Origin of the sequence: Paraburkholderia tropica, from assembly GCF_014171495.1 — a bacterium.
Taxonomy (GTDB): domain Bacteria; phylum Pseudomonadota; class Gammaproteobacteria; order Burkholderiales; family Burkholderiaceae; genus Paraburkholderia; species Paraburkholderia tropica.
This window is the reverse complement of record NZ_CP049135.1, coordinates 1,419,102-1,431,144: the sequence shown is the minus strand read 5'-3', so window position 1 is coordinate 1,431,144 and position 12,043 is coordinate 1,419,102. Positions and strand designations below refer to the sequence as shown.

Annotated in this window: 9 protein-coding genes; 7 read left to right on the top strand and 2 right to left on the bottom strand. The window is 67.3% G+C overall.

The features are described 5' to 3' along the window. Positions 1 to 21: 21 nt before the first annotated feature. On the bottom strand, positions 22 to 465 hold the full coding sequence (locus G5S35_RS21220; protein ID WP_065064395.1) for a MarR family winged helix-turn-helix transcriptional regulator: 444 nt from the start codon (positions 463 to 465) through the stop codon (positions 22 to 24). A gap of 175 nt (positions 466 to 640) precedes the next feature. On the opposite strand from G5S35_RS21220, the gene G5S35_RS21215 reads away from it, so the two are divergent. Further along, positions 641 to 1,414, top strand: a complete 774-nt coding sequence (locus tag G5S35_RS21215) for a class II aldolase/adducin family protein (RefSeq protein WP_183038959.1) — start codon at positions 641 to 643, stop codon at positions 1,412 to 1,414. A gap of 12 nt (positions 1,415 to 1,426) precedes the next feature. Then, complete coding sequence (locus G5S35_RS21210) at positions 1,427 to 2,452, top strand: 2-dehydropantoate 2-reductase (protein WP_183039471.1); 1,026 nt, start codon at positions 1,427 to 1,429, stop codon at positions 2,450 to 2,452. Between the two features lie 37 nt (positions 2,453 to 2,489). Here G5S35_RS21210 and G5S35_RS21205 read toward each other — a convergent pair whose 3' ends face one another. After that, positions 2,490 to 3,821 (bottom strand): MFS transporter, encoded by a 1,332-nt coding sequence (locus G5S35_RS21205; protein ID WP_183038958.1) that lies wholly within the window; start codon positions 3,819 to 3,821, stop codon positions 2,490 to 2,492. 383 nt (positions 3,822 to 4,204) lie between these two features. Here G5S35_RS21205 and G5S35_RS21200 point away from each other — a divergent pair, with 383 nt between their 5' ends. From G5S35_RS21200 to G5S35_RS21180, 5 genes are all read left to right on the top strand, one after another. Beyond that, entirely contained in the window at positions 4,205 to 5,398 is a 1,194-nt protein-coding gene (locus G5S35_RS21200) for a CaiB/BaiF CoA transferase family protein (protein ID WP_183038957.1), read from the top strand. Beyond that, positions 5,386 to 6,687: a CitMHS family transporter gene (locus G5S35_RS21195; protein WP_183038956.1), complete on the top strand. Its 1,302-nt coding sequence runs from the start codon at positions 5,386 to 5,388 to the stop codon at positions 6,685 to 6,687. The genes G5S35_RS21200 and G5S35_RS21195 overlap by 13 nt, the downstream gene beginning before the upstream one ends. 42 nt (positions 6,688 to 6,729) lie before the next feature. Beyond that, positions 6,730 to 7,896, top strand: coding sequence for an acyl-CoA dehydrogenase family protein (locus tag G5S35_RS21190; protein ID WP_183038955.1), 1,167 nt, complete (start codon positions 6,730 to 6,732; stop codon positions 7,894 to 7,896). Positions 7,897 to 7,965: 69 nt separating this feature from the next. Next, on the top strand, positions 7,966 to 8,718 hold the full coding sequence (locus tag G5S35_RS21185) for an IclR family transcriptional regulator (RefSeq protein ID WP_074981102.1): 753 nt from the start codon (positions 7,966 to 7,968) through the stop codon (positions 8,716 to 8,718). A 469-nt stretch (positions 8,719 to 9,187) separates the two neighbouring features. Next, complete coding sequence (locus tag G5S35_RS21180) at positions 9,188 to 11,938, top strand: mechanosensitive ion channel family protein (RefSeq protein WP_237181391.1); 2,751 nt, start codon at positions 9,188 to 9,190, stop codon at positions 11,936 to 11,938. Positions 11,939 to 12,043: the final 105 nt, after the last annotated feature.

Here is a 12,043-nt window from a genome sequence, read left to right as displayed (position 1 = left end):
AAATCAGGCCTGAATTCAGGCTCAATCTTGCGCGCCGCCCTGTTCGACCAGCTTCGCCAGCGCCGCGTGCAGCACTTCGCGCTCATGCGCGCTGAGCACGCCGAGAATCGCTTCGTTGCCCGACTTCGAGATGGCCGACGCGCGCCGATACGTATTGCGCCCCTGCGCCGTGAGTTTGATGAGCACGCCGCGCGCATCGGCGGCATTGGTGGTTTTTTCGAGCAGGCCGCGACGCTCCAGCACGTCGGTGGCGCGGCTCGCCTGGCTGCGGTCGAGATTCGACGCGCGCCCGAGATCCGACACCGAAATCGGCCCGAACGCGCCGACGCTGATCAGCAGCCGCGCCTCCGTGAGCGACAGCGCGAGCGCCGACGCAAACGCCTCGTTCATCGTGCGGTCGGTTTGCTTCTTCAACACGTGCAGCCGGTAAGTGAACAACTCTTCGATTGGGTGTTTGCCCGTCATGTCCGTCTCGCGCAAAGGTTCTCGACACCTCATCAACGCAACCTGAAGGCGTCTTCGTCGCTAGCATACCATTTCATAAAGCCTTTAAAACACGGTCGTTCTCGCAGTATTTGATGCTTGCACACGCATTTATTTGCGCGTAGCATCAGCCTATCGACGAGGAGACGGAGACACCATGAGCGCAGTCCCCGAAGCATCCGCGCGTCCCGCCTGGTGCGAGCCGCAGGAGTGGGCCGCCCGCGTGAAGCTCGCGGCCACGTATCGCGTGTTTCATCAACTCGGCTGGACCGAGTTGATCTTCAATCACATCACGCTGCGCGTGCCCGGCTCGCAGCCGCATTTCCTCATCAATCCGTTCGGGCTCACGTATGACGAAATCAAGGCGTCGAATCTCGTCAAGATCGATCTCGGCGGCCGGATCCTGAGCCCGAGCGACTATCCGATCAATCCCGCCGGCTTCGTCATTCATAGCGCGATCCACGCGAACGTGGCCGACGCGCATTGCGTCATGCACACGCACACCACGGCGGGGCTCGCCGTCGCGTGCATGGAAGGCGGGCTCGCGCCCACGAACTTCTATTCGGCGCAGTTGCACGACATGGTCGCGTACCACGACTTCGAAGGCATCACCGTGCACGACGACGAAAAACCGCGTCTGCTGAAGTCGATGGGCGATCGCCGTCTGCTCATCCTGCGCAATCACGGGCTGCTTGCGCACGGCGTGAATCTCGCGCACGCTTTCGCGCTACTCTGGACGCTCAATCGCGCCTGCGAAATTCAGCTCGCCACCGATTCGATGCGCGGCCAGGCCATTCCGATCGATCCCGCCATCACCGCGCGCGCCACGCGCGACGCGTTGCAGTTCTCGCCCGAGCATGGCGCGGGCGAGAACGTGCTCGCGGCACTGATCCGCCGCGTGGAGCGCATCGATCCCTCGTACAAGGAGTAAGCCGTGAGTCTTTTGCAGTCCAGTCCGCGCTCGATCGCCGTGGTCGGCGCAGGCGCGATCGGCGGCCTGATCGCCGCCCGTCTGTGGCGCGCGCATCGCGACGTGCAGATCAACGTACTCGCGCGCGGCGCGCATCTGCAGGCCATGCGCCGCGACGGTCTCACCATCGTCGAAGGCCCGGACGACGCCACGCGCTACACGGCCCACGTGAATACCGCTGACAACGCCGCCGATCTCGGCGTGCAGGACATCGTGTTCGTCTGCCTCAAGGGTCAGGCGCTGGTGCAGGCGGCCGCCACGCTCGCGCCGCTCGTAGGGCCGCGCACGCATATTGTCTCGGCGATGAACGGCGTGCCGTGGTGGTTTCTGCACGCGTTCGGCGGCGAGTACGCGAACGGGCGGCTCGAGTCGGTCGATCCGGACGGCGTGGTGTCGGCGGCGCTGCCGCCCGCGCAAACGTCGGGCTGCGTCGTGCATCTGTCGTCTGCGATTGCGGGGCCGGGCGTGATCCGCAAGGGCAACGGCAACGGGCTGATCCTCGGCGCGGCGTCGCCGCAGATGGCGGCGCGCGCGGACGAAGCGCGCGCGCTGCTCGCGCAGGCGGGCTTCGACGTGCAGGCCAGCGAGCACATCCAGCACGATATCTGGGCCAAGCTCTGGGGCAACATGACGATGAACCCCATCAGCGCGCTCACGCGTTCGACCGCCGACGTGATCCTCGACGATCCGCGCACGCTGGCGCTCGTCGCCGCCGTGATGGCCGAAGCGCGCGGCATCGGCGAGGTGCTCGGCATTCATCTGGCGATGACGATCGAGGAGCGCAACGCGATCACGCGCAAGCTCGGCGCGTTCAAGACGTCGATGCTGCAAGACGTCGAAGCGGGCCGCTCGTTCGAAGTGGAAGCGCTGCTCGGCGCGCCCGACGAACTCGCGCGGCGCACGGGGATCGCCGCGCCGTCGCTCGGCATGCTCTACGGGCTCGCGCGGCAGCTCGACGCGAATCTCGAAGCGGCGCGCCAGGCCAACGCGTCGCGCTGATTGGCGCTGATCCGCGCGAGGTCCGCGATGCGTTCGTTCAATCTTCCAGCGGCTTGCCCGTGAGGTCGCGAATGAACGGCAACGCGAGGCACGAAATCGCCACGCACGCCATCACGTACCACGCGGGCGCGAGCAGATTGCCCGTCGCCTTGATGAGCCACGTGGCGATCGCCTGCGCGAAGCCGCCGAAGATCGCCACGCCAATGCTGTAGACGATCGCCATGCCCGTCGCCCGCACGGCGCGCGGGAACATCTCGGGCAGCATGGTGATCGACGGCGCGGCCTGCAACGCGAGCAGCACGCTCAATCCGCCCACCGTGATCAGCAGACGCGCGGCATCGGGCGCGCTCGACAGCCACAGAAACGCGGGATAGATCAGCACGACCACCGCCACGCGCGGCCAGAAGATCAGCGCGCGGCGGCTCAATCGGTCGGAGAGCCAGCCCGCCAGCGGCCCGACCAGAAACGTCACCACGCCCGACACGAGGCCCGCCAGCAGCGCCGTCGGCGCGGGCACCTTCAGTTCGTGAATCGCGTAGGTCGGCATGTAGAACGTGACGACGTAGGCCGTCACCGTCGAGCCGATCGTCAGCAGCGTGCCGAGCGCCGCACGCGCACCGTGATCGCGCAGCACGGCGAGCACGGGCGCACGCGCGGCGTTTTTCGTCTGCGCGCTTTTCATCTGCGCGTTGGCATCGTGATGCGCACGCGGCGCCGCCTGTTCATCGATGCGGCGGCGTATCCACATGCCGATCGGCGCGATCGCGATGCCGAGCAGAAACGGCACGCGCCATCCCCATGACATCAGCGCGGCGGGTGTGAGACACGTCGTCAGCACGGCGGCGGTGAGCGCGCCGAGCGACACGCCCACGCCCTGGCTCGCGAACTGCATGCTGCCGAGCAGGCCGCGATTCGCGGGCGTGCCCGCTTCGATCAGCAAGGTGGTGGACGCACCCACCTCGCCGCCCGCCGAAAAACCCTGCAACAGCCGCGCGAACACGATGATGACGGGCGCGGCGAGCCCGATCTGCGCGTAAGTGGGCGCGAGACCGATCAGCGTGCAGCCGAGCGCCATCAGGAAGATCGTGAGCGTCATCGCCGGTTTGCGGCCCGCGCGGTCGGCATACGCGCCGATCACGACGCCGCCGAGCGGCCGCATCACGAAGCCCACGCCGAAGGTCGCCACCGACGCCAGCAACTGGCCATAGCTCGACATCGTCGGGAAGAACAGCTTGCCGATGGTCAGCGCGAAGAAACTGTAGACGGTGAAGTCGAAGAATTCGAGCGCATTGCCGAGCGTGGCTGCGACGATCAACTGCGCGCGGCTCAAGTGGCCCTTCCGCACTCCGGCGACGCTGACGCTGTTCATAGGCACGCGCTCCGTGGCCGCCGCGCGGCCCGTGTGTGAGTTGGCTGCCCGGCGAATCGACTGGCGCATTCGCTGGAGGACAGCTTGGGGACAGACGGGCTAACGGTAGCATCGGCGCTGTCGCGCGCGCCACTGATCAAAACCCCGCACCAGGGACAGTCCTGGGCTCACCGAGGGCGTCTTGCCTTGACCTGTAAATTCATGTGTGTGAATATTGATTCATGCACATGAATTTATGATCTGCGGTTCGTGGCCACAAGCTGGGGACTTATCGGTCTTTGTGAGTTCCGCGAGACATCCACTTCGTGGATGCGTCTTTCGATTGGCTGTTAGTTGCGATTTAAGCCCGTAAGCGCGCAGCCCGCCATCGATCAGCAGTCCCTATGAAGGAGACAAGCGCCGTGTCGTTCATTCCCGGTTCCCTGCATGGCCTGCGCGTAGTCGATCTGTCGCGCGTGCTGGGCGGTCCGTATTGCACGCAGATCCTCGCCGATCACGGCGCGGAGGTCATCAAGATCGAGCCGCCGAACGGCGACGAAACGCGCACCTGGGGGCCGCCCTTCGACGGCGACACGGCCGCCTATTTTCAGGGCGTGAACCGCAACAAGCTCGGCGCGGTGCTCGATCTCTCGCAGCCCGCGGATCGGGAACGTCTGCTCGCGCTGCTCGACAGCGCCGACGTGCTGGTCGAAAACTTCAAGATCGGCACGCTCGAACGCTGGGGTCTCGCCTACGAGGCCACGCTCGCGCCGCGCTTTCCGCGCCTCGTGCATTGCCGCATCTCGGGCTTCGGCGCGGACGGCCCGCTCGGCGCGCTGCCCGGCTACGACGCCGCGATCCAGGCGCTGACCGGTCTGATGAGCGTGAACGGCGAAACGGGCGGCGCGCCGCTGCGCGTGGGCGTGCCGGTTGTCGATCTCGTGACGGGACTGAACGCCGCGCTCGGCATCATGCTCGCGCTGCGCGAGCGCGATACGAGCGGACGCGGCCAGTTCGTCGAATCGACCTTGTTCGATTGCGCGCTCTCGATCCTGCATCCGCATTCGACCAACTACTTCTATTCGGGCAAGGAGCCGCAGCGCAGCGGCAACGCGCATCCGAACATCACGCCCTACGACATGTTCCATACGGGCAGCACCGATATCTTTCTCGCGGTCGGCAACAACGCGCAGTTCGCCACGCTGTGCCGCGTGATCGCCGCGCCCGAACTCGCCGACGACACGCGCTACGCCGACAACAAGCTGCGCAGCCAGCATCGCCGCGAATTGCGCGAGGCGCTCGAAGCGCACTTCGCCGCCTGGGACGGCGCGCAACTTGCCGACACGCTGATCCGCCAGGGCGTGCCTTGCGCGCCCGTGCTCGGACTCGGCGCGGCGCTCGCGCATCCGCACACGGCGCATCGCGCGATGCGAGTGGAGATCGCGGCGGAGCACAACCCTGGCCGAACGTATAGCGGCATCGCCTCGCCGATCAAGCTCGGCCGCACGCCCGCCACCTATCGCAGCGCGCCGCCCGCGCTCGGCGAACACACGGCGCAGGTGTTCGGCGCAGCGGAGGACCCGTCGTGCTCGCGCTAATCGGAACGCTTGCCATCGTCGCGCTGTTCACGCTGATCATCACGAAGCGGCTCTCGCCGCTCGTGGCGCTGATCGCGGTGCCGATCGTCGCCGCGCTCGCCGCCGGTTTCGGCCTCTCGACGGCGAAATTCATCGTGCACGGCGTGCAGACTATCGGCCCGGTGGCCGGCATGTTTGTTTTTGCGATTCTTTTCTTCGGAATCCTGACCGATGCGGGCATGCTCGACCCGATCATCAACGGCGTGCTGCGCATCGTCGGCTGCCATCCAACCCGCATCGTCATGGGTTCGGCGCTGCTCGCGCTGCTGATCCATCTCGACGGCTCGGGCGCGGTGACATTTCTCGTCACGCTGCCCGCGATGCTGCCGCTCTACACGCGCCTCGGCCTCGATCGCCGCATTCTCGCCTGCGTGGCGTCGATGGCGGCGGGCGTCAACTTCCTGCCGTGGGTCGGGCCGATGCTGCGCGCGAGCGCCGCGCTGCACATTCCGGGCACCGTCATCTTCTATCCGATGATACCGGTGCAGATCGTCGGCCTCCTGTTCGTGTTCGGCACCGCGTACTGGCTCGGCAAGCGCGAGGAAAAGCGCCTCGGCCTCACGCGCGCCCACGCCGCCTCGATCGCCGCCACGCCGCGCGCGCTCACGCCGGAAGAAGCCGCGCTGCGCCGCCCGCAACGCTTCTGGATCAATCTCGCGCTCACCTTCGTCGTGCTCGGCACGCTGGTCTCGGGCATCGTCGATCCGATGGTGATGTTCATGATCGGCACCGTGCTCGCGCTCGTCATCAACTATCCGGACGTCGCCATGCAGCGCAAACGCGTCGACGCGCACGCCAAAGCCGCGCTGATGATGGCGAGCGTGCTGCTCGCGGCGGGCGCGTTCACGGGCATCATGTCCGGCACCGGCATGCTCAACGCGATGGCCGAGGTGGTCGTGCGCCACGTGCCCGCCGAACATGCGCGCCATATGCCGTTCGTGCTCGGGCTCGTGTCGATGCCGCTGAGCCTGCTGTTCGATCCCGATTCGTTTTATTTCGGCATCCTGCCTGTTCTGGCGCAGAGCGGCCAGATGCTCGGCGTGCCGCCCGTGCAGATGGCGCAGGCCGCGCTGCTCGGGCAGATGACCACCGGTTTTCCCGTGAGCCCGCTCACGCCCGCGACGTTCCTGATCGTCGGCATGACCGGCGTGGAACTGGCCGAACACCAGAAGTTCACGATTCCGTTTCTGTTCGCCGCCACCGTGCTGATGGTGTTCACCGCAGTGCTGTTCGGCGTGTTTCCGCTCTGAACGCCGTCGATTTCGTTTTTTCGTTTTACGAGGATGTCCGCCATGCAATTCAATCTGACCGATGACCAGCAAGCGATCGTTGCCGCGATCGAAAAAATCTGCGCGCGTTTCGACGACTGCTACTGGCTCGAACGCGACCGCGAAGGCGGTTTTCCGCACGACTTTCACGGCGCGCTCGCCGACGCGGGCTGGCTCGGCATCGCCATGTCGCCGGAGCACGGCGGCTCGGGACTCGGCATGACCGAAGCCGCGCTGATGATGCGCACGATCAGCGGCTCGGGCGCGGGATTGTCGGGCGCGTCGGCGGTGCATATGAACATCTTCGGGCTCAATCCCGTGCAGGTGTTCGGCAACGACGAACAGAAGCGGCGCTTCCTGCCGCCGCTGATCGAGGGCCGCGACAAGGCCTGCTTCGCCGTGACCGAACCAGACGCCGGTCTCGACACCACGCATCTCAAGACCCAGGCCGTGCGCGACGGCGATCATTACGTGCTGTCCGGCCGCAAGATCTGGATTTCGACGGCGCAGGTCGCCAACAAGATGCTGATCATCGCGCGCACCACGCCGCTCGATCGCGTGGCCAAACCCACCGACGGGCTGAGCCTTTTCTACACCGACCTCGACCGCGCGCGCGTGGAAGTGCGCGAGATCGAGAAAATGGGCCGCAAGGCGGTCGATTCGAACATGCTGTTCATCGACAATCTGCGCGTGCCGGTGAAGGACCGCATCGGCGAGGAAGGCAAGGGCTTCCACTATTTGCTGCACGGGCTCAATCCGGAGCGCATCCTGATTGCGTCGGAGGCGGTCGGACTCGGCCGCGCGGCGCTCGCGCGCGCCACGCAGTATGCGAAGGAGCGCGTGGTGTTCGGCCGGCCGATCGGCCAGAACCAGGCGATCCAGCATCCGCTCGCGCAGGCGTGGATGTCGCTCGAAGCCGCCGATCTGATGGTGATGAAAGCCGCCACGCTCTACGATGCGGGCCAGCCCTGCGGCGCCGAAGCGAACTCGGCCAAGTACCTCGCCGCCGAAGCCGCGTTCCAGGCGTGCCAGACCGCCATCGCCACGCTCGGCGGCATGGGCTACGCGAAGGAGTATCACGTCGAGCGCTATCTGCGTGAGTGTATGATTCCGAGGCTCGCGCCCGTCAGTCCGCAGATGATTCTCTGCTTCATCGCGGAGAAGGTGCTCGGGTTGCCGAAGTCGTACTGAGTTGCGCCGCGTGGTTTGGGGCGCGGCCACACACGCAGGCGCGCGCCGCCTCGCTTTCATCGCGTATTTATGGACGTCAAACTCGTTGCCCGCACGCTCGACCTGTTCGAGCTTTTCGCCGCCGAACAGCGGCCGCTGCCGCTCGTCGAAATGGCGCGGCTGCTCAACGTGCCGTCGTCGAGTTGTCTTGCGCTCGCGCGCACCCTCGTGAGCCGCGGCTATCTCTACGAGGTGCGCAAGCGCGGCGGCTACTATCCGACGCGGCGTCTGCATCTGCTCGCCAGCGCGATCGACGCCGTCGATCCGGTCGTGGAAATGCTGCATCCGACGCTCGTCGCGTTGCGCGACGCCAGCGGGGAGACCATCGTGCTCGGCAAGATTCACGGCGCGGCGGTCGTGTACCTCGACGTGGTCGAATCGGAAAAGTCCGTGCGCTACGCGTGCCAGCCCGGCGCGCTGCGGCCGCTGCACGCGAACTCCATCGGCAAGGCGATCTTCGGCGAACTCGCGCCCGACGCGCAGGCCGCGCTCGGCGCGAAGCTCGATTTCGAGCGCTATACGGAAGCGACGGCCACCGATCTGCCGACGCTCGTCGAACAGGCCGCCGCCGCGAAAGCGCGCGGCTGGTACGCGAATATCGGCGAGAGCGCGCCCGAGTTGTCTGCCGTGGCCGTAGCGCTCGACTTCGGCGGTGACTGTTACGGACTCTCGATTGGCGGGCCGACCGAGCGCATCCGCCAGCAGCTCGACACGCACGTTGCCACGTTGCTCGATGCCAAGGCGCGCATTCTCGCGCATTGGCGCGAGAGCGAGGCGGGCTAAGGTCGCCGCGCTTTCTCTTTCTCCTCCTTGACGCACGGACTTACCCATTGCCGTCGCGACTGCGCCAGTGTTAGCCTGGCGACACACAATCGCCATCCGGCGCATACTTTGGGGCCTCGCGCCGCGCTGATCGCTTCGATGGTGTGCTCGCCTGGCTGCGTCCCTTGTTGTGCCCATGTTTCGCTCCGCGTTAGCGCCCGATTTCAGGCCCTGATTTCCTACCCGTTTTCACCCCCGTTTTCACGCTGCGGGGCACGAGATTTGCGGCGCGGCGTCGAATGTTCCGACGAAACCTTGCCGCGCGCATCGTAAGCCGGAGGCGGCGCCCGACGCCGGCAGCGACGTTACCTGAACCGGCCAACCGGCACGCTGTCCGACATCCGGCCATCGCCGCCAATCCTTGACGCTCATCGACCGTCACCGACGCCCGACTCCGTATTTGCCTATGCCCAGGATGCTCCTTTCTTCCGTGTTACGAACGCTGCGCCTGCCGCGCTGCGCCGCCCTGCTCGCCGCGTTTGTCTGGATAACGGCGCTCGCGTGGACACCGTGCGCGTCGGCTGCTGCCGCTGCACCGGCCCCGGCCGCGACGCCCGCCAATCCCGCCGCACCGGTCGTGCTCACGCCTGCGCAGGCGCACGCCGCGCTGCAGGTCCTCGACGATCCGGTGCAGCGCAGCCACATCGAAGACACGCTGCGCGCCATCGCCGCCGCCGGCGCGCTGGCCACGCCCGCGTCGAGCGCAACGCCCGCGAGCGCGCCCGCGACTGCATCGGCGGCCACCTCGGCTTCCGCGCCGCTCACCGACGCGCTGCGCTCGAACGGCCTTGTCCTGCAACTCGCCGATCACGCCGCGCACAGCGCGCGCCTCATCGGCGATCGGCTCGTGCACGCGCGCACGGCGCTGTTCGACACCGGCTCCGCGCGCGGCTGGTGGCGCGAGCGCCTGAGCACACCTGAAGGTCACGCGATGCTGCTCGGACTGCTGCGCGTGCTGCTGCTCACGCTCGTGCCCGCGCTGGCGATTGAAGCGCTGCTGCGCCGCGCGCTCGCCAAGCCACATCGCTCGATCGTGGCCCACGCGGCCGCCACGCTCGACGACGCCAGCGACGCTGCCGCGCCCGCCCAGCCGCCGCAAGCGCAACCTCAGACACCCGAAGCGACCGGCACGGCCACCGCGCTCAAAGCCGCCGCGCAACCCGGCGACGATGACGACGCCCTGCGCGTCGCCGCCGGCATGGAAGCCGCCGACGCGCCTGCTACGGGCACGGCAGACGCTGCGGACGCGAAAGCCGCAAACGTCACGACCACAGCAAAAGCCACAAAAGCGGCTGACGCCGATCCGAACGCCGGCCCCAACGCGAACCCGGCCGCCAACGCCGCAGCACGCGAGACCGTGAATGCCGCCGCAGCCGACGATGCCGCGCCCGACGAGGACCCGCTCTCGCGCGCACGCGAAGCGCGCCATCGCAGCCGCGGCGCCCATCACTGGCGCCTGCTGCAACGCCTGCCCGCCGCACTGCTCGTGACGCTGCTCGACCTCGTGCCCGTGATGGGCTTCGGCCTGATCGCAGCGGGCGTGCTCTCGCTCTTTGGCGCCGACGACGCCGCACCCGCCGCCGCCGTGGGCGAGCTCGTCGACACGTGGGTGATTTGCCGCGTCGTGATCGCCCTGGGCGCCCTGCTGTTTGCGCCCGACTCGGACGCGCTGCGCCTCACGCGCATGAGCTCGACCTGGGCCGCGTTCACGCAGCGCTGGGTCGTGCGCATCGTCGCGATCGGCGGCGTGGGCGGCGCGCTCGCGGGCGCAGTGCCGCTCGGCATGACCGAGGACGCGCACCTCGCGCTCGTGAAGATCGTCACACTGGTCGGCCACCTCGCGCTCGCCGTCATGATCCTGCAATGCCGCAAGCCCGTGGCCGCCTGGCTGCGCAACGTGGCCGCGCAGCGCGGCTCGCTGGCCTGGCTCGCGCACTGGTTCGCCGACATCTGGGCCGTGGCCGCGATCTTCGTGGTCATGGCGCTCTGGTTCGTGTGGGCGCTCGACCTGCGCGGCGGCTACCGCGAACTCATGCGCGCGGGCGGCCTCTCGCTCGCCGTGCTGCTGGCTGCGCGCGTGGCCGCCATCGTCGCGCTCGGCGCGCTCGGACGCGTGTTCGATCCGCTCGGCAACCGCGCCGACATGACCATCTCGCAGCGCCGCGCCTACCGCTACTACCCCGCCTTGCGCCGCGTGGTGATCGCCGCGCTATGGATCGTGACGATCGACGTGCTGCTGCACGTATGGGGCCTGCGCCCGGCACGCCTGCTCATGAACGCGCCGATCGGGCACCTGCTCGGCTCCGCGCTGCTCACGATCGCCGTGGCCGTGGCCGTGGCCATCGTGATCTGGGAAGTCGCGAACGGCGCAGCCGAACGCCGCCTCAACGCCTGGACCGACGCCGGCGACTACGTACGCGCCGCACGTCTGCGCACGCTGCTGCCGATGTTCCGCACCACGCTGTTCGTCGCGATCTTTGTGATCGTGGGCCTCACCGCGCTCTCGCAGCTCGGCGTGAACACCGCACCGCTGATCGCGGGCGCGAGCATCTTCGGCGTGGCGCTCGGCTTCGGCTCGCAGAAGCTCGTGCAGGACTTCATCACCGGCATCTTCCTGCTCACCGAAAACGCGATGCAGGTCGGCGACTGGGTGACCGTGGCGGGCGTCTCGGGCACGGTGGAGTTCCTCTCGATCCGTACGGTGCGTCTGCGCGGCGGCGACGGCTCGCTCTACACCGTGCCCTTCAGCTCGGTGACGACCGTGAACAACACGAATCGCGGCATCGGCAACGCCGCGGTCAAGGTGGTGATCGCGCACGGCAACGACCTGCAACGCGCGATCGACACGCTCAAGGATATCGGCGCTTCCATCCGCGCCGACGACGCCTTCAAAAACGGCATACTCAGCGACTTCGCCTACTGGGGCGTGGATCAGGTCGACGGCGCCAGCGTCACGCTCGTGGGCCAGATCCAGTGCAAGGACTCTTCGCGCTGGGGTGTCCAACGCGAATTCAACCGACGCGTGCTCGCGCTTTTCACGGAGCGCGGCATCGAACTGGCGAACCCGCAGCGCAACTTTGTGATCGGTGTGCCGCACGACAGCGATGTGGAAGGCCATGTATTCGGCAACGACGAACGCGACGACGACTCGCGCACGACACCGCGCCGCAAACCGTCGTGATCCCGTAAAAGCTCACCTTCGTGCACGCACACTCGCTGTGCGGCGCGCGAAGCGTGATGGGATTTCACGCAACGGCGGGGCTTTGCGCGTGATCGCATCTTGCGA

What these genes read in the sequence shown, in the direction of transcription:
- G5S35_RS21220 (WP_065064395.1), bottom strand. Translation starts at nt 465, where the DNA reads ATGACGGGCAAACACCCAATCGAAGAGTTGTTCACTTACCGGCTGCAC.
- G5S35_RS21215 (WP_183038959.1), top strand. Translation starts at nt 641, where the DNA reads ATGAGCGCAGTCCCCGAAGCATCCGCGCGTCCCGCCTGGTGCGAGCCG.
- G5S35_RS21205 (WP_183038958.1), bottom strand. Translation starts at nt 3,821, where the DNA reads ATGAACAGCGTCAGCGTCGCCGGAGTGCGGAAGGGCCACTTGAGCCGC.
- G5S35_RS21200 (WP_183038957.1), top strand. Translation starts at nt 4,205, where the DNA reads ATGAAGGAGACAAGCGCCGTGTCGTTCATTCCCGGTTCCCTGCATGGC.
- G5S35_RS21190 (WP_183038955.1), top strand. Translation starts at nt 6,730, where the DNA reads ATGCAATTCAATCTGACCGATGACCAGCAAGCGATCGTTGCCGCGATC.
- G5S35_RS21185 (WP_074981102.1), top strand. Translation starts at nt 7,966, where the DNA reads ATGGACGTCAAACTCGTTGCCCGCACGCTCGACCTGTTCGAGCTTTTC.